Here is a 14,980-nt window from a genome sequence, read left to right as displayed (position 1 = left end):
GCAGGGGTGCGCCGGCGGTCAGCGCAGCTCGGCGGCGACGAGTTCGGCGAGCTGGACGGCGTTGAGGGCGGCGCCCTTGCGCAGGTTGTCGTTGGAGCAGAACAGGGACAGGCCGTGCTCCACCGTCTCGTCGGCGCGGATCCGGCCCACGTACGTCGGGTCGTGGCCGGCGGCCTGCAGCGGGGTCGGCACGTCGGACAGGGCCACGCCGGGCGCGCCGTCGAGCAGCTCGCGGGCCCGCTGCGGGGTGACCGGCCGGGCGAACCGGGCGTTGATCTGGAGCGAGTGGCCGGTGAAGACAGGCACCCGGACGCAGGTGCCGGAGACCTTCAGCCCGGGGATCTCCAGGATCTTGCGGCTCTCGTTGCGCAGCTTCTGCTCCTCGTCGGTCTCCGCCGAGCCGTCGTCGACGATCGAGCCGGCGAGCGGGAGCACGTTGAACGCGATGGTCCGGGCGAAGACGCGGGGGGCGGGGAACTCCACGGCCGTGCCGTCGAACGCCAGCCCGGCGGCCTGCTCGGCGACCTTGCGGACCTGCTCCTCCAGCTCGGCCACGCCGGCCAGGCCGGCACCGGAGACCGCCTGGTAGGTGGAGACGACGAGGCTCACCAGCTCCGCCTCGGCGTGCAGCGGGCGCAGCACCGGCATCGCGGCCATGGTGGTGCAGTTCGGGTTGGCGATGATGCCCTTCGGGCGGTGCGCGGCGGCGTGCGGGTTGACCTCGGCGACGACCAGCGGCACGTCCGGGTCCATCCGGAACGCCGACGAGTTGTCGATCACCACCGCGCCGGCCGCGGCGACCCGGGGGGCCAGCTCCAGGGCGGTGCCCTTGCCGGCGGAGAAGAGCACGATGTCCAGGCCCGCGTAGTCGGCCGTGGCCGCGTCCTCGATCGTCACCTCGCCGCCGCGCCACGGCACGGTCCGCCCGGCCGACCGGGCGGAGGCGAACAACCGCACCTGCTCCGCCGGGAACTCGCGCTCCGCCAGCACCTGCCGCATCACGCCACCGACCTGGCCGGTGGCCCCCACAATGCCGATCCTCATGCCCGCGAGGCTACCCAGGTCGGCGGCCGGGCCGGGAACGCTTTCCCACCGCCCGGGCAGCGACCGGACGGGCCGGGGGCGGCCCCGCGCCGCAACGTCGGCGTCGCCACCGCGCGCCGCGCCGGAATTTCCGGGGCGTGGGCGGGCCCCGGCCGGAACATCGCCGCCCCGGCCGGGCCGCCCCGCCGGCCGGGGCGCGACGCGAATCACACCGCCCGGGTCAGGGGCGGACGTCGACGATCTCCCCGAGGCCGGTGGCCGCCAGCTCGTCGCGGATGAGCGCGGCGTCGCCCTCGACCACCAGGGTCAGCGACTCCGGGTGCAGGTGGGTCGCGGCGGCGGCCGACACGTCGGCCACGTCGGCGGCGAGCAGGGACTCGCGCAGCCGGGCGTGGTAGTCGTCCGGCAGGTCGTGCACGACCAGGGTGGTCAGCGCCGACGCGATCGCCCGGGGGCTCTGCAGCTCGACCGAGAGCTGCCCGGCCCGCCACGACCGCGCCACCGCCAGCTCGTCCTCGGTCACCCCGCCGGCCCGGGTACGGGTGATCTCCCCGACCGCCTCGACGAGGGCCGGCGCGGTCACGGCCGTCTGCACCCCGGAGCTGACCGCGAACCGGCCGAACCGGCGGGACGAGGCGAAGTCGCCCCGGATGCCGTACGTGTAGCCGCGCACCTCGCGGATCAGGTGGTTGAGCCGGGAGGTGAACGCGCCGCCGAGCACCGTGCCGGCCAGAGCCATCGGCACGTGGTCGGGGTGCGCCCGGTGCGGGGCGGCATGGCCCAGCCGCAGCGTGGACTGCACCGACCCGGGGCGGTCGACCAGGATGATCCGCCGGCCGGCGCGCAGCGGCACGTCGACCGGGCCCTCGACCGGGGTCGGGCCGCCGCCGGTGCCGGCGAACGCCGCCGCGCCCAGCGCGTCCAGGTCGAGCCGGTCCAGGTCACCGGCGACGACCAGGGTGCCGGGGCGCAGGAACCACTCGGAGTGGAAGACGGTGAGGTCCTCCGGGTCCAGGGCCGCCACCGAGTCCGGGTCGCCGTACATGGGTCGGCCCCAGCGGTTCTGCGCGCCGAACAGGTCGGCCCGCAGCGCCGCCTCGGCCCGGGGCCCGGGGTTGGCCCAGTCCATCCGCAGGGCGGTCGCCTCGTCGTCGCGGACCCGGCGCAGGTCGTCCGGGTCCAGCTTCGGCGTGCGGACGGCCTCGGCAAGCAGCTCGACGGCGGCGCCGAGCCGCTCCACCGGCACCTGGACGCTGACCTGGAACGAGTCCCAGTCGAGCCCGGTCACCAGCTCGGTGCCGAGCGCCTCGATGGCGAGCGCGTACGCGGTGGCGTCCCGCTGCGCCGTGCCCTCCTCCAGGGCCTTGGCCAGCACCGCGCCGAGCCCCTCCCGGCCGACCGGCTCGCGGCCGGCCCCGGCGTCGAGCAGCAGCAGCGCCACGGCCAGGTTCTGCCCGGGCAGGTGCGCGGCGACGACCCGGCCCCCGGCCACGTCGCGGCGCACCACCTGCGGGAACCGGTACGGCCGGGCCAGCCCCGGCCCGGGACGGTCGGCGATCAGGCTCATGCGGTCTCCTCGGGCAGGTAGGTCAGGGTGACCCGGTCCTCGGCGCGCAGCGCCTCGGCGGCGAGTTCGGCGATCTGGTCGGCGGTGACCGCCAGCCAGGCGGGCAGCCGCTCGGCGGCCTTCGCCGGGTCGCCGAACTGGGTGGCGTACCGGCCGAGGATGTCGGCGCGGCCGTCGACGGTGGACATCTGCCGCCACCACGCGGTGCTGAGCAGCGCCTTGGCCCGGTCCAGCTCGGCGGCGGTGACCGGCACGGTGGCCAGCTCGTCGACGACCTCGGCCACCCCGGCGGCCAGCCGCTCCCCGGTCACCCCGTCCCGGGCGGTGGCGGTGACGATCAGCGGGGCCGGCGCGTGCCGCAGGTCCACCCCGTACGCGCCGACCAGGTCGGGCTGGGCGAGCCGCTCGCCGTCGGCGAGGCGCTGGTAGAGGCGGCTGCCCCGGCCGCTGCCCAGCACGGTGGCCAGGACTGTCAGCACGTCGTACCCGGGGGTGCCGAACGGGTGGGTGCGGTGCGCGACGAACACGCGGGGCGCGGGCACGGCGGCGGTGACGGTCTCGGCGACCGGCGCGCCGGCGCGGGGCACGTGCCGGCCGTCCGGCGCGGCCGGGATCGACTCCCGGGCCGGGATCGCCCCGAAGTACTTGTCGGCCAGCGCGAACACCTCGGTCGCGGCGGCGTCGCCGACCACGGTCAGCACGGCGTTGTTCGGCGCGTAGTAGGTGCGGTGGAACGCCTGGAAGGTGGCCAGGTCGGCGGCGTTCAGGTCGGCCATCGACCCGATCGTCGCGTGGTGGTAGGGGTGTCCGGGCGGATAGAGCAGCGGCAGCAGCCGCAGCCACGCGTCGCCGTACGGGACGTTCTCGTAGCGCTGGCGGCGCTCGTTCTTGACCACGTCCCGCTGGTTGTCCAGGGTCTCCTGGGTCAGCGCCGGCACCAGGCCGCCCATCCGGTCGGCCTCCAGCCAGAGCGCCAGCTCCAGGTGCTCGGCGGGGACGGTCTCGAAGTAGTTCGTCCGGTCCGGGTTGGTGGTGGCGTTCAGCGAGCCGCCGGCGCCCTGGACGAGCTTCATGTGCTCGGTCTTCGCCACGTTCACCGAGCCCTCGAACATGAGGTGCTCGAAGAGGTGGGCGAACCCGGTCTGCCCGTCGGGCTCGTGCCGGGAGCCCACGTCGTACCAGAGGTTCACCGCGACCGCGGGCGCGGTGCGGTCCTCGCTCACCACCACACGCAGGCCGTTGTCCAGTCGGGTCGTTTCGATCGGCCAGGGGAAACCGCTGTCGGGCATGGCCCGACGCTATCCGATCCCGAGGTCGCAGGCGTGACGCGAGTGGGTCGGCGCGGCGCGGCACGGCCGGTCCCGTCCGCCCCGGGCGGCGCGGGCCGCCGCCCGGGGTGGACGGGGTGGGGCTCTCAGTCCGGGGGCTCGATCGCGGTCACCGTCTCGTCGGAGGTGCGGTGCTCCAGCACCGTGTCGGGGGCGGCGGCGCGGTCGGCCTCCCGCCGGTCGGACTCGTCGAGGATCGCCTCGGCCTGCGCGTAGGCGTCGTCGCTGCCCACCGCCGCCTCCTCGGGCAGCAGGTGGGCGCGGGAGGAGATCCGGTCGGTGTCGCTCTGGTCGTGACTCATGCCGGAGTCTCTACCCAGCGAACGGCTCAGCGGAACGGGCCGCGCACCTCGTAGGTGATCCCGCCCGACGACGCGCCGGAGGTGCCGCGCTGGGAGGAGAAGTAGAGCCGGGTGCCGTCCGGGGAGAACGCCGGCCCGGTGATCTCGGACGACCCCTGCCCGGTGATCCGGAGGAACGGCGTGACGACCCCGGCCGGAGTGATCATGTTGACCTCCATGTTGCCGCCGTCCTCGGCCACGTACAGGTCGCCGGAGCGGGCCCCGACGATGTTGTCCACCCCGGTCAGGGGCGCGGTGCCGCCGGTCACCAGCGAGTCGTCGTACGCCAGGTCGATGCGCTGCGCGACCGCGTCGTACGCCCAGACCCGGTTGTCGCCCTTGGTGGTGAACCAGCAGGTCCCGTCGGCGTACCAGCAGCCCTCGCCGCCGTTGAACTTCTTCGCCCCGGACACCTGTTGGCGGGTGTACGTCGGCGAGCCGTCCGGGTCCGGCACCGGAGCCCAGGTGACCGGGCCGCTGGTTGCGGTGCCGGCGACCAGCACCTCCAGGGTGCCGGCGGACAGGTCCCCCCAGACGGTCGGCCGGAACCGGTAGAAGCAGCCGCTCGTCTCGTCCTCGGTCAGGTAGACGACCTGCCGGACGGGGTCGGCCGCCGCCGCCTCGTGCTTGAACCGGCCCAGCGCCGGGCGCTGCACCGCCGCCGTCCCGCCCTGCGGGTACGTCTCGTAGACGTACCCCCGGCTGACCTCCTCGCAGGAGAGCCAGGTGCCCCACGGGGTCGCGCCGCCGGCGCAGTTCTGGTTGGTCCCGGACAGGATCCGGTACGCCGAGGCGACGCTCCCGTCGGCGGCGAACCGCACGGCCGACGCCCCGCCGCCCGGGGTGATCTCGGAATTCGAGACGTAGATCCACCCGGTTCCGGCGGGGAAGCAGGCCCCGCCGTCGGGGGCGTCGTGCCAGGCGTACGAGGTGCCGGCGACCGCCTGCCGGGACCGGGCCACCACCCGGCTGGTGAACCCGGCGGGGAGCTGGATGCCGTTGCCGTCGGCGGCGCCCAGCGGCCCGTACGGACCCGTCCCGGGCTGGGCGGGAGCGGCCGACGCGAGGGACGACCAGAGGCTGCCGGCCAGCGCGGCGACCCCCGACGCGGCGGTGGCGCGCAGCAGCGTACGACGGTCCATTCGAACCTCCAGGCGATGGTGTGTGCCGCCGAAACTACCGACGAATACATCGACGAAAGTGAACGTGAGGCGAGGCTTTCCCGACGACGGGGTGAGCCTTTCCCGCCGCGTCGGGTAGGCTGGTCGGCGTGACGCGGTCGTATCGATGGTTTAGACAGCCGGCTGGAGGAGCCGGTGACTTCACCGTGATCTGACGTCACTTCCTCTTCGAGCCGGCTGGGCAGGGGCCTGATTCCCTGCCCTTTTGCGTACGAGCAGCCGGCTCGACCTCGGGCGCCGGCCCCGGGGCACGGTCGGCGGAAGGAACCCCACCGTGACGTCCCCGGACAGCCATCGCGTGATCGACCAGCGGATCGACCGCGTCGTGCCGTTGACCACCCCGGCCCTGCTCCACCACCACCTGCCCCTGGACGCGGCGCTCACCGAGGCCGTGCTCGACGGCCGGCGCGCGGTCGCCCGGGTGCTGGACCGCGCCGACGACCGACTGCTGGTCGTGGTCGGCCCGTGCTCGGTGCACGACCCGGCGGCCGCCCTGGAGTACGCGGCCCGGCTGCGCACCGCCGCCGACCGGCTCGCCGACGACCTGTTGATCGTGATGCGGGTCTACTTCGAGAAGCCGCGTTCCACGGTGGGCTGGAAGGGCCTGATCAACGACCCGGCGCTGGACGGCTCCGGCGATGTGAACACCGGCCTGCGCACCGCCCGCGCGCTGCTGCTGGACGTGCTGCGGCTGGGCCTGCCGGTGGGCTGCGAGTTCCTCGACCCGATCACCCCGCAGTACATCGCCGACACCGTCGCCTGGGGCGCGATCGGCGCCCGCACCGTGGAGAGCCAGGTGCACCGGCAGCTCGCCTCCGGGCTGTCGATGGCGATCGGCATGAAGAACCGCCCCGACGGCAGCATCGGCACGGCCGTGGACGCGATCCGCGCGGCCGGCGTCCCGCACGTCTTCCCCGGCATCGACGTGTCCGGCACCCCGGCGATCATGCACACCCGGGGCAACGCCGACGGCCACCTGGTGCTGCGGGGCGGCAACGACGGCCCGAACTACGACGCCGCCTCCGTCGCCGCGGCGCTGGCGCAGTTGCGGGCGGCCGGCCTGCCGGAGCGGGTCGTGGTCGACGCGAGCCACGCCAACAGCGGCAAGGACCACCGCCGCCAGCCGCTGGTCGCCGCCGACGTCGCGGCCCAGCTCGCCGCCGGGCAGCGCGGCATCGTCGGCGTCATGCTGGAGAGCTTCCTGCTCCCCGGCCGGCAGGACCTGGACCCGACGCGGGAGCTGGAGTACGGCCGTTCGATCACCGACGCCTGCCTCGGCTGGGACGACACCGAGGGGGTGCTGGACGACCTGGCCACCGCCGTCCGCGCCCGCCGCGCCGCCCCGGCCACCGCCTCTCCCACCCCGACCTCCACCCCCGCCTGACGCCGCCGAGGGACATACCGCGGTCACCGAAGGTGACCGTGCCCCTCGACCGAGAGGGATGCGGGGCGGTCTCACGCTGCGTGCTGGCCGGCCAACCCCACGCCGACTCCCGCATCCCCTTTGCTCTGCACCCACCGGCGCAGCACCCGGCGGAACAGCATGTTTGCGGTGTCCGCGCGGTGTCAGCCGGACAACTTGGTGACGCACCGTAGCCGCTGCGTCGGCGGGTGCAGAGCAAAGGGACGGGAGCGGATGGCGGACGTCTCCCGGCAGACCCCGGCCGGCGCCCGCCGGCGGTAGCGGTGCGTCACGCCCGACGGCGCTCAGGCGCGCGCGGCGCGAGGCGTGCCCCCGGCGCGGCTCCTGCCACCTGCGGCCGGGGTGGGCAAAGCCAGCGGCGCCCCGGCCGAAAGACCGGGGCGCCGCTGGTGTCGGTGTGCAGGTCGCCTCTCGGCGCGTGGCGCGACGCGGCTCCAGCCGGACGGTATTCCGCGAAGGCATTTCAGGTGAGGCCCGGGGACACTGGGCACACCGACACCCGTCACAACCGGCGGGGCCCGGTCGATGTTCCGGCCACCGACGTGACGGGCGTCACGCCGCCGGCGCGACCGCCCCACTGTGCGCGCTCGCCCCTCCCGGGTTTGGTCGTTTCCGCCCCGGGTAGCTGATCGTCGTGACCGACGAAGCTGTGACCGACGAAGCACCCGTGACGGCGGCGCCCGTGAGCGACGCCGGCCCGGTCGAGGAGCTGGACACCCGGCCGCTCGACGAGTTGCTCGACGACGTCTACCGCGGCCAGGAGCGGATCAGCCAGGCGGACATCTACCGCCGGGCCGTCGCCGCCGAGCTTCCCGCGTCGCTGCTCACCCGGATCGCCGCCCTCCCCCAAGGCGAGTACGCCGTGGACGAGGCCGCCGACCTGCTGGGCGGCACGGCACTCTGACGCCCCGGCCACGCAACCGAGAGGACCGCCAGATGACCGATCGCCAGGAGCAGCACCACGAGCACATCGAGGCGCTCGGCCAGCCGCCGGAGGGCCTGGACAGCACGCCCGAGCCGGACTTCGCCAACGAACACGACCAGACGGCCGTCGACGCGGACGTGATCACCGGCGAGGACGAGGACGAGCGCGAGCCGGAGTCTCCGCACGGCTGGTCCGGCATGCAGCGCTGAGGCGAGGCGCAGGCGACTGGAGACGCGAACGCGAAGGGAGGGGGCCGACGAGGCCCCCTCCCTTTCGGGCGTACGACAGGGGATCAGTCCTTGTGGTGGCCGCCCTCGGCCGCCTGCTGGGCCACGGCGTAGCCCATCTGGAGGAAGTCGGAGGCCGCGACCGCGGTCAGGGCGGTGGCCACCAGCCGGGTCAGCCGGGGGGCCAGGACGAGCCCGCCGGTGAGCCCGGTGGCCACCCAGACGGCCAGGCAGAACGGGCAGCTCAGCAGCTCGCCGATGGCGTGCCGGGTGGGGCTGCCCGAGTCGCGGACCTGCTCCATCACCTCGCCGCTGCCGATCGGGTGGTCGTAGCGGGTGAACGGGGCGCGCAGCGGGCTGGTCACCGCGTCCTTGGACAGCAGCCGGCTGAGCTTGTGGGTGGCGATGGCGAGCAGCACCACGTCGGCGGTGGCGGGCCGGTCGGGCACGGGGCGGCCGGTCGCCCGCACCAGGCCCGCGATCGTGGCGGTCACACCCGCGTACGTGCCCATCGCCGCGAGGTAGCCGCCCAGCGGACGGTACTCGTGCGGCGCGTACGCCTGGCGCAGTCGCGCCACCTTCTGCTTCAGGCTGCTCTCGCTCAACCCGGTCTCCTCATCGTCTGCGCGTCGCGGCCCCCGCGAGGGGCCCGCCGCCGGCCGGTCAACCGGCGGTCAGGTTGTCGGCCACCTCGCGGGCGAGGTTGGCCAGGGTCTCGTCGGCGAGCCCGGCCTCCGCCCCGCCGGCCGCGCCGGCGAGGTCGAGGCACACCCGCGCGCCCCCGGCGTCGGCCGGCTCGACCCGGATCTCGGCCGACCAGCCGGGCGCGGAGTCGCTGCGCCACCAGGCCCGCAGGTCCCCCGCGTCGACCTCGGGGCGGCTGTCGCCGTCGGACCGCAGCGGCTCGGGCAGCCAGGCCGCGGCGCGATCCGGGTCGGTCGCCGTGCTGAACACCACCTCCGGCGGCGCGGACATGCCGCGCTGGGCGCGTGCGGTCATCACTCGTCCCGCAGCCTGGCCGGGTCGATCTCCCGCCCCGGGCGCCGGGCCAGGTACTCGGTCTCCAGGTCCGCCGTGCGCCGCAGGTGGTTGGCGAGCGCCGAGTCCGACGCGTGCCGCAGGGTGTCGAGGCGGGTGCGGTGCAGGCTGTGCATCTCGCGGATCAGGTCGTCGTCGGCGAGCTCGGCCGGGTCGATGCCGGGCTCCTCGTCGGTGGCCGGGTCGCGCAGGTGGTCCCCGTCCCATTCGGGCATCCGCTGCTCCGGGCTGGCCTCGGCCGGGCCGGTGGTCGTCCGCCAGGCTGATTCGGTCATGTCGCCCCCCTCGTCTCGTCTGGGCTGGCGTCTAGACGGATGCCCACCCGCGCCCCCGGCAAACCACCGGCACTACGACGCCGCGTCGGAGACGACGCCGCCGACCGGTACCCTCGATGCCATGAAACGGCTCTGGACACCGGCGTGGATCGCCCGCCACGTGGCCATGGTCGTGCTGGTCGTCGGCTTCCTCGGGCTGGGCTGGTGGCAGATCACCCGGGCCGCCGGGGGCAATGCGCTGAGCTGGGGGTACGCGGTCGAGTGGCCGGTCTTCGCCGCGTTCGTGCTCTTCGTCTGGTGGCGTGAGCTGCGGCACGCCCTGCGGTCGGCCCCCGGCGACGAGCCGGCGGAGCCGGCGACGGAGGAGCCGGCCCGGGCCGACCGGGTCGCGGCGGCCACGCCGTCCGCCACCCCCACGGGAGTACGCCGGCCGGTGCGGGTGTCCCGCGCGCCGGCCACGCCGGTCGACGGCGCGGACGACACCGACCTGGCCGCCTACAACCGCTACCTGGCATGGTTGAACGCCAACCCGGGCGCCCGACCCGGTGACTATCCCGGCTGACGCCGGTTCGCGACTATCCGGCGCAGGCCGGTTTCGGAAGGACGGACGAAGGTGGGCGGAGCCCTTACCCGGTACCGCGTGATCGCCTGGATCGTGGGCGTGGCGCTGGTCGTGCTGGTCGCAGTCGGCATGCCCCTGAAGTACGGGTTCGACGAGCCGGCCGTGGTGGCGGTCGTCGGCACCGCGCACGGCTGGCTCTACATGCTCTACCTGGCCGCGACGTTCGACCTGTCCCGCCGGGCGGACTGGCCGTTGAAGCGGATGCTGCTGGTGATGCTCGCCGGCACCGTCCCGTTCGTGTCCTTCTACGCCGAGCGTCGGGTCAGCGACTGGCTCGCCCCGCGGCCCGCCCCGGCCGTGGAGCCGGTGGCCGGCTGAGTAAGTCCCCTTTCGCCACTTTCGTCCCTGCTTCACCTGCGGGTAACTTCCGTCCCGCGCTAGGTTGATCAGGCCGGACCGGTCGACCGCCGTCCACCAGGACAGCCCCGGGCCGGTGCCGACGCGGCGTCCACGACGTCGTGCCGGCTGGTGGGAGAGGAGCCCTCCGCTCTTGTCGTCCCTCAGAAATTCGCTGCGCGCACTGGTGACGGCCGGCCTCGTGGCCACGCTGATCGCCCCGGCGTCGGTGGCTCGGGCAGAGCCGACCCCCGCCGAGCTGACGCGGCGGATCGAGAAGTCCTCGACCGAGCTGGAACGGGTCGTCGAGTCCTACAACAAGCTCAACGAGGACATCAAGGCGAACAAGGCCACCGCGGCGAAGCTCGCGGCCCGGATCGGGCCGTTGGAGGAGCAGACCGCGCAGAGCCGGGCGGACGTCGGCACGATCGCCGTCACCGCGTACAAGTCGGGCCGGCTGGACGCCGCCAACGCGCTGCTGAGCCCGGGCGGGCCGAGCACCCTGCTGGACCGCCTCGACACCCTCGACCAGCTCAGCCGGCAGCGCCAGCAGCGGATCGCCGGCTACACCGAGAACCAGCGCCGGCTGCTCGACCAGAAGGGGCGGCTGGACGCCACGCTGGCGAAGCAGGCCGCGCAGGCGAAGCAGCTCACCGCCAGCCGCAAGCGGATCGAGAAGGACCTGGCCGAGCTGTACGAGATGCGCCGGCAGGCGTACGGGCGGGCCACCGAGCCCACCCCGCCGAAGGCGCGTTCGGGCGGGAAGTCCGGCTCCGGCGAGAAGGCCCCGGCCGTCTCGGGCCGGGCCGGCGCGGCCGTGCGGTACGCGTACGGGGCGCTCGGCAAGCCCTACGTCTGGGCCGCCGACGGCCCGAACGGGTACGACTGCTCCGGCCTCACCTCCGCGGCCTGGCGGGCGGCCGGCAAGTCCCTGCCGCACAACACGCGGATGCAGTGGGGCGTGGTCAGCCACATCAGCCGCAGCGAGCTGCGCCCGGGCGACCTCGTCTTCTACAACAGCCTCGGCCACGTGGCCATCTACGTCGGCGACGGCCAGGTGATCCACGCGCCGACCTTCGGCCGCAACGTGGAGAAGCGGGCCCTCGCCCTGATGCCGCCCTACGGGTACGGCCGGGTCCGCTGACCGGCTCCCCGCGCGACGGCGAACGGCCGGCGTCCCCCTATCGGACGCCGGCCGTTCGCCGTCATTACTACCAGCTCAGGCGGCCTGCAGCCCCTCCGCCCGGGCCAGCTCGCGCAGCCGGCCCAGCGCCTGGATCTCCAGCTGCCGGATCCGCTCCCGCGACAGCGAGAACCGCGATGCGACCTCGGTCAGCGAGTGCTCCCGCCCGTCCTCCAGGCCGTAGCGGGCCCGCATGATGCCGGCCGACCGGTCGTCGAGGTGATTGAGCAGGCCCTCGATGCGCTGCCGCTCCAGGCCGGTGAGGACGATCTCCTCCGGCGACGGGGCGTCGCTGTCGGCGACCAGGTCGCCGAGGTTGGTGTCGCCGTCGTCGCCGACCGGCGTGTCGAGCGACACCGTGTCCTGCGACCAGCGCACCAGCTCCCTGACCCGCTCGACGGTGACGCCGAGGGCCGCCGCGATCTGCTCCGGCTCCGGATCGCTGCCCAGCTCGCGGGTGAGCTGCCGGGCGACGTTGCGCATCCGGTTGACGTCCTCGACCAGGTGCACCGGCAGCCGCACGGTGCGCTCCTGCTGCGCGATCGCCCGGCTGATCGCCTGGCGGATCCACCAGGTCGCGTAGGTGGAGAACTTGAACCCGCGCTCGTAGTCGAACTTCTCGACCGCCCGGACCAGGCCGGTGTTGCCCTCCTGGATCAGGTCGAGCATGGGCATGCCCGAGCGCACGTAGCGCCGGGCGATGGAGACGACCAGCCGCAGGTTGGCGCGGATGAAGAGGTCCTTCGCCCGCTCCCCCTCGGCGACCACCCGCTCCAGGTCGTCCCGGGCGACACCGGCGGGAACGCTGTCCGTCTCGAGCAGGTGCTCGGCGTACAGCCCGGCCTCGATCGACTTGGAGAGGTCGACCTCGGTGGCGGCGTCCAGCAGTGGCGTCCGGGAGATCTCGTGAAGGTAGACTCCGACCAGGTCGCGCTCCTCGGCCACCTCGTCGGTTCGCATGCCGATGTTCTTGTCCACGTTGCCCACGGTCCCCTCGCTCGCGCCGGTTGCCCGGTTCCTTGCCATCCCCACGTCCATCAGCCCTCCCCCGTAACTTCCGCTGTGCCCTCCGGTGCTGACCTGACACCTGCACAACAGTTGAGACGCGTCGGGGATTCCATGTCGTGAGTCGAAAGTGTCACGAATGCCTGAGTAGTAGCTGAGAGCCCGGTCCATGTTTGCTGTCAGCACCCCGAAAAGTGGCTCGCCGTTGGCGCCACCGACGGGTCGGCGGATCGACGGAACGCGTCCGCCTCTGGCATGGCACCATCGCCACCCCGGGGCGCACAGCGACCCGCGTCACCGCCGTACTGCGATCCTGGTCACCGGCTGATACGCGGCGGCGGACCGGTCGGTTCATTCACGGATACGGAATACCCTCGCCCCGGTTGAACAATCCGTGCCGTGTGGTAAGTCCCACCGTCGGCGCTTGGTGACCACCGTCACGGCCCGCACCGGCAGGGGCCGCAGACGCTCAGGAGGCGAGCAGGTCGAGCGCGCCCCTGACCTGGTCGGCAGCGCGGGCCAGGGCGGCCCGGGCGGCGGGGACCTCGGCGCCGGAGACGAGCGACACCAGGGCGGTCTTGAGGTCACCGTCGGCCTCGTGCAGGGCCCGCCGGCAGACCTCCTCGGCGCAGCCGGTGGCCTCCATCAGGATCGAGATCATCCGGCCGCGCAGCTTGGCGTTGGTGGCCACCATGTCGATCATGAGGTTCGAGTAGACCCGCCCCAGCCGCACCATGACGGCCGTGGAGAACGTGTTGAGCACCAGCTTCTGCGCCGTGCCCGCCTTCATCCGGGTCGAGCCGGTCACCACCTCGGGGCCGGTGTCGACCCCGATGAAGACGTCGACCGACCCGGCGGCCTCGGCCTCCGGGTTGGCGCAGAGCAGCACCGTCGAGGCCCCCTGGGCCCGGGACGCGGCGAGCGCCCCGAGAACGTACGGGGTGCGTCCGCTGGCGGCCAGCCCGACGACGAGGTCGCCCGCGCCGACGCAGTCGGCCGCCTCGGCCGCCCCGCCCCGGTGGTCGTCCTCGGCGTCCTCGACGGCCCGCCACATCGCGTCCGGGCCGCCCGCGAGGTGGGCGCAGAACCAGTGCCGGGGCGAGTTGAAGGTGGGTGCCAGCTCGGCAGCATCCAGCACCCCGAGGCGGCCGGAGGTCCCGGCGCCGAAGTAGTGCACCCGGTGCCCGCCGCGCAGCGCGGCGACCGCGAGGTCGACGGTGGCGGCGATCTCGTCGAGGACCGCGGCGACGGCGGCCGGCACCCGCCGGTCGGCCTCGTTGATCACGGTGAGCACGTCCCGGGTGGACATCAGGTCGAGGTCGACGCTGCGCGGGTTGCGCCGCTCGGTGGGCGCGCCCACCCGGACCACCGGACGGGCGGGGACCGCCGTGACCTCCCCGGGCTCGACGCGCCCGGCCGTCATCCCCGCCTCCGGCCGGGGCCGACCCGCCGGGTCCGCACCGCGTCGGCGGTGACCTCCAACGCCCGGCGGGCCCGCGCGCGGTTGCGGGCGGCCACCCCGACGAAGAGGCAGTCGACCACGGTGAGCTGGGCCAGCCGGCTGGCCATCGCGCCCGAGCGGTACGTCGTCTCGCGGGCCGCCGTGGTGAGCACGAAGTCGGCGACGTCGGTGATCGGCGAGCGGGGGAAGTTGGTCAGCGCCACCGTGCTGGCCCCCCGGGCGCGGGCCTGCTCCAGCACCTCGATCACGTCGGCGGTGGTGCCGCTGTGCGAGATGCCCACGGCCACGTCGCCCTTGGCGAGCAGCGCGGCCGAGGTGAGGGCGGTGTGCACGTCGGGGAAGTAGAACGCCATGCGGCCGATGCGGTGCAGCTTCTGCTGGAAGTCCGAGGCGACGAAGCCGCTCGCGCCCGCGCCGTAGACCTCGATCCGCCCCGCGCCGACGATCGCCTCGACGACCTGCTCGCAGACGGCCGGGTCGAGCTGCTCGGCCGTCTCCTCCACGGCCCGGGCGTCGTTGAACGCGATGGTGGCGATGATCTGGGCCAGGTCGGCACCGGGCGGGATGTCGCCGCCGACGACCCGGGCGTCCGGCGGCTCGACCCGGCGGGCGGCCTCGGCGGCGAGCCGGATGCGCAGCTGCGGGTAGCCGTCCATGCCGACCGAGCGGCAGAACCGGATGACGGTCGCCTCGGATGTCTCGGCGGCGGTGGCGAGGTCGGTGATGGTGCGCCGGGCGGCGTCCGCCGGGTCGGAGACCACCAGTCGGGCCACCCGCTGCTCGGCGGGCGACAGCGAGGGGAGCAGGCCGCTGATGTGGACGATCAACCCACCCGGCTCGTGACTCGCAGAAATCTTCGGACTCTTCGCCACGGCTGAAACTTACTTTCACCGGGCGCGAGCGTCAACCATGTCTCCACGTATCGGGAAAAAAGTACTCCGGACGTTCACGAGTGTTGCGGAAAGACTGTCATCCACGCAGCGCCCGACACCTCCCCCGGAGGGGCCCCGCCCCGTGCTGGAC

General features: G+C 74.1%; 17 protein-coding genes. 6 read left to right on the top strand and 11 right to left on the bottom strand.

The annotated features are described in order from the left end of the window. Nucleotides 1–18 precede the first annotated feature (18 nt). The 5 genes from ACVMYR_RS30420 to ACVMYR_RS30400 form a co-directional block, all read right to left on the bottom strand. Entirely contained in the window at nt 19–1,044 is a 1,026-nt protein-coding gene (locus ACVMYR_RS30420) for an aspartate-semialdehyde dehydrogenase (protein WP_043966190.1), read from the bottom strand. A gap of 220 nt (nt 1,045–1,264) precedes the next feature. Next, nucleotides 1,265–2,611, bottom strand: coding sequence for a M16 family metallopeptidase (locus ACVMYR_RS30415; RefSeq protein WP_457123423.1), 1,347 nt, complete (start codon nt 2,609–2,611; stop codon nt 1,265–1,267). Next, a complete protein-coding gene (locus ACVMYR_RS30410; RefSeq protein WP_077938605.1) occupies nt 2,608–3,900 on the bottom strand; it encodes a M16 family metallopeptidase in 1,293 nt (430 codons plus the stop codon). The genes ACVMYR_RS30415 and ACVMYR_RS30410 overlap by 4 nt, the downstream gene beginning before the upstream one ends. Before the next feature lie 125 nt (nt 3,901–4,025). After that, entirely contained in the window at nt 4,026–4,241 is a 216-nt protein-coding gene (locus tag ACVMYR_RS30405) for a hypothetical protein (protein ID WP_091281071.1), read from the bottom strand. A 26-nt stretch (nt 4,242–4,267) separates the two neighbouring features. Further along, nucleotides 4,268–5,422 carry an alkaline phosphatase PhoX gene (locus ACVMYR_RS30400; RefSeq protein WP_457123422.1) on the bottom strand — a complete coding sequence of 385 codons (1,155 nt, stop codon included), beginning with the start codon at nt 5,420–5,422 and terminating at the stop codon, nt 4,268–4,270. A 313-nt stretch (nt 5,423–5,735) separates the two neighbouring features. Between ACVMYR_RS30400 and ACVMYR_RS30395 the strand changes: the two genes are divergently transcribed. The 3 genes from ACVMYR_RS30395 (at nt 5,736) to ACVMYR_RS30385 (ending at nt 8,018) form a co-directional block, all read left to right on the top strand. Continuing rightward, nucleotides 5,736–6,845, top strand: a complete 1,110-nt coding sequence (locus ACVMYR_RS30395; protein ID WP_457123421.1) for a 3-deoxy-7-phosphoheptulonate synthase — start codon at nt 5,736–5,738, stop codon at nt 6,843–6,845. A 688-nt stretch (nt 6,846–7,533) separates the two neighbouring features. After that, nucleotides 7,534–7,788 carry a hypothetical protein gene (locus tag ACVMYR_RS30390; protein ID WP_077938596.1) on the top strand — a complete coding sequence of 85 codons (255 nt, stop codon included), beginning with the start codon at nt 7,534–7,536 and terminating at the stop codon, nt 7,786–7,788. A gap of 32 nt (nt 7,789–7,820) precedes the next feature. Next, on the top strand, nt 7,821–8,018 hold the full coding sequence (locus ACVMYR_RS30385; protein ID WP_077938595.1) for a hypothetical protein: 198 nt from the start codon (nt 7,821–7,823) through the stop codon (nt 8,016–8,018). Between the two features lie 83 nt (nt 8,019–8,101). Here the strand turns inward: ACVMYR_RS30385 and ACVMYR_RS30380 are convergent, their stop codons facing one another. From ACVMYR_RS30380 to ACVMYR_RS30370, 3 genes are read right to left on the bottom strand one after another with little or no spacing between them, the layout of a single operon-like run. Next, complete coding sequence (locus tag ACVMYR_RS30380) at nt 8,102–8,641, bottom strand: DUF1360 domain-containing protein (protein WP_077938594.1); 540 nt, start codon at nt 8,639–8,641, stop codon at nt 8,102–8,104. A gap of 58 nt (nt 8,642–8,699) precedes the next feature. Continuing rightward, complete coding sequence (locus ACVMYR_RS30375) at nt 8,700–9,035, bottom strand: hypothetical protein (RefSeq protein ID WP_387105709.1); 336 nt, start codon at nt 9,033–9,035, stop codon at nt 8,700–8,702. Further along, nucleotides 9,035–9,349 (bottom strand): DUF6158 family protein, encoded by a 315-nt coding sequence (locus ACVMYR_RS30370; protein ID WP_457123420.1) that lies wholly within the window; start codon nt 9,347–9,349, stop codon nt 9,035–9,037. The genes ACVMYR_RS30375 and ACVMYR_RS30370 overlap by 1 nt, the downstream gene beginning before the upstream one ends. A 121-nt stretch (nt 9,350–9,470) precedes the next feature. Between ACVMYR_RS30370 and ACVMYR_RS30365 the strand changes: the two genes are divergently transcribed. From ACVMYR_RS30365 to ACVMYR_RS30355, 3 genes are all read left to right on the top strand, one after another. Then, nucleotides 9,471–9,911 (top strand): hypothetical protein, encoded by a 441-nt coding sequence (locus ACVMYR_RS30365; protein WP_396789046.1) that lies wholly within the window; start codon nt 9,471–9,473, stop codon nt 9,909–9,911. Nucleotides 9,912–9,962: 51 nt separating this feature from the next. Next, on the top strand, nt 9,963–10,289 hold the full coding sequence (locus ACVMYR_RS30360; RefSeq protein ID WP_077938590.1) for a DUF3817 domain-containing protein: 327 nt from the start codon (nt 9,963–9,965) through the stop codon (nt 10,287–10,289). A 172-nt stretch (nt 10,290–10,461) separates the two neighbouring features. Then, nucleotides 10,462–11,451 carry a C40 family peptidase gene (locus ACVMYR_RS30355; protein ID WP_077938589.1) on the top strand — a complete coding sequence of 330 codons (990 nt, stop codon included), beginning with the start codon at nt 10,462–10,464 and terminating at the stop codon, nt 11,449–11,451. Nucleotides 11,452–11,526: 75 nt separating this feature from the next. On the opposite strand, the gene ACVMYR_RS30350 is transcribed toward ACVMYR_RS30355, so the two are convergent. From ACVMYR_RS30350 to ACVMYR_RS30340, 3 genes are all read right to left on the bottom strand, one after another. Next, complete coding sequence (locus ACVMYR_RS30350) at nt 11,527–12,516, bottom strand: sigma-70 family RNA polymerase sigma factor (RefSeq protein WP_176734248.1); 990 nt, start codon at nt 12,514–12,516, stop codon at nt 11,527–11,529. Nucleotides 12,517–12,964: 448 nt separating this feature from the next. Next, nucleotides 12,965–13,918: an N-acetylmuramic acid 6-phosphate etherase gene (gene murQ / locus ACVMYR_RS30345; protein WP_077938587.1), complete on the bottom strand. Its 954-nt coding sequence runs from the start codon at nt 13,916–13,918 to the stop codon at nt 12,965–12,967. Continuing rightward, on the bottom strand, nt 13,915–14,829 hold the full coding sequence (locus ACVMYR_RS30340) for a MurR/RpiR family transcriptional regulator (RefSeq protein WP_043966157.1): 915 nt from the start codon (nt 14,827–14,829) through the stop codon (nt 13,915–13,917). Before ACVMYR_RS30340 ends, murQ begins: the two co-directional genes overlap by 4 nt. Nucleotides 14,830–14,980 lie beyond the last annotated feature (151 nt).

Source organism: Micromonospora sp. PTRAS2 (genome assembly GCF_054052245.1).
Note: the sequence above shows the minus strand (reverse complement) of the source record. Positions and strands in the feature narration are given on the sequence as shown.

Excerpts from the sequence above, each read along its gene's own strand:
- ACVMYR_RS30420 (WP_043966190.1), bottom strand. The coding sequence starts at position 1,044 with ATGAGGATCGGCATTGTGGGGGCCACCGGCCAGGTCGGTGGCGTGATG.
- ACVMYR_RS30415 (WP_457123423.1), bottom strand. The coding sequence starts at position 2,611 with ATGAGCCTGATCGCCGACCGTCCCGGGCCGGGGCTGGCCCGGCCGTAC.
- ACVMYR_RS30410 (WP_077938605.1), bottom strand. The coding sequence starts at position 3,900 with ATGCCCGACAGCGGTTTCCCCTGGCCGATCGAAACGACCCGACTGGAC.
- ACVMYR_RS30405 (WP_091281071.1), bottom strand. The coding sequence starts at position 4,241 with ATGAGTCACGACCAGAGCGACACCGACCGGATCTCCTCCCGCGCCCAC.
- ACVMYR_RS30400 (WP_457123422.1), bottom strand. The coding sequence starts at position 5,422 with ATGGACCGTCGTACGCTGCTGCGCGCCACCGCCGCGTCGGGGGTCGCC.
- ACVMYR_RS30385 (WP_077938595.1), top strand. The coding sequence starts at position 7,821 with ATGACCGATCGCCAGGAGCAGCACCACGAGCACATCGAGGCGCTCGGC.
- ACVMYR_RS30375 (WP_387105709.1), bottom strand. The coding sequence starts at position 9,035 with ATGACCGCACGCGCCCAGCGCGGCATGTCCGCGCCGCCGGAGGTGGTG.
- ACVMYR_RS30370 (WP_457123420.1), bottom strand. The coding sequence starts at position 9,349 with ATGACCGAATCAGCCTGGCGGACGACCACCGGCCCGGCCGAGGCCAGC.
- ACVMYR_RS30365 (WP_396789046.1), top strand. The coding sequence starts at position 9,471 with ATGAAACGGCTCTGGACACCGGCGTGGATCGCCCGCCACGTGGCCATG.
- ACVMYR_RS30350 (WP_176734248.1), bottom strand. The coding sequence starts at position 12,516 with ATGGCAAGGAACCGGGCAACCGGCGCGAGCGAGGGGACCGTGGGCAAC.
- murQ (WP_077938587.1), bottom strand. The coding sequence starts at position 13,918 with ATGACGGCCGGGCGCGTCGAGCCCGGGGAGGTCACGGCGGTCCCCGCC.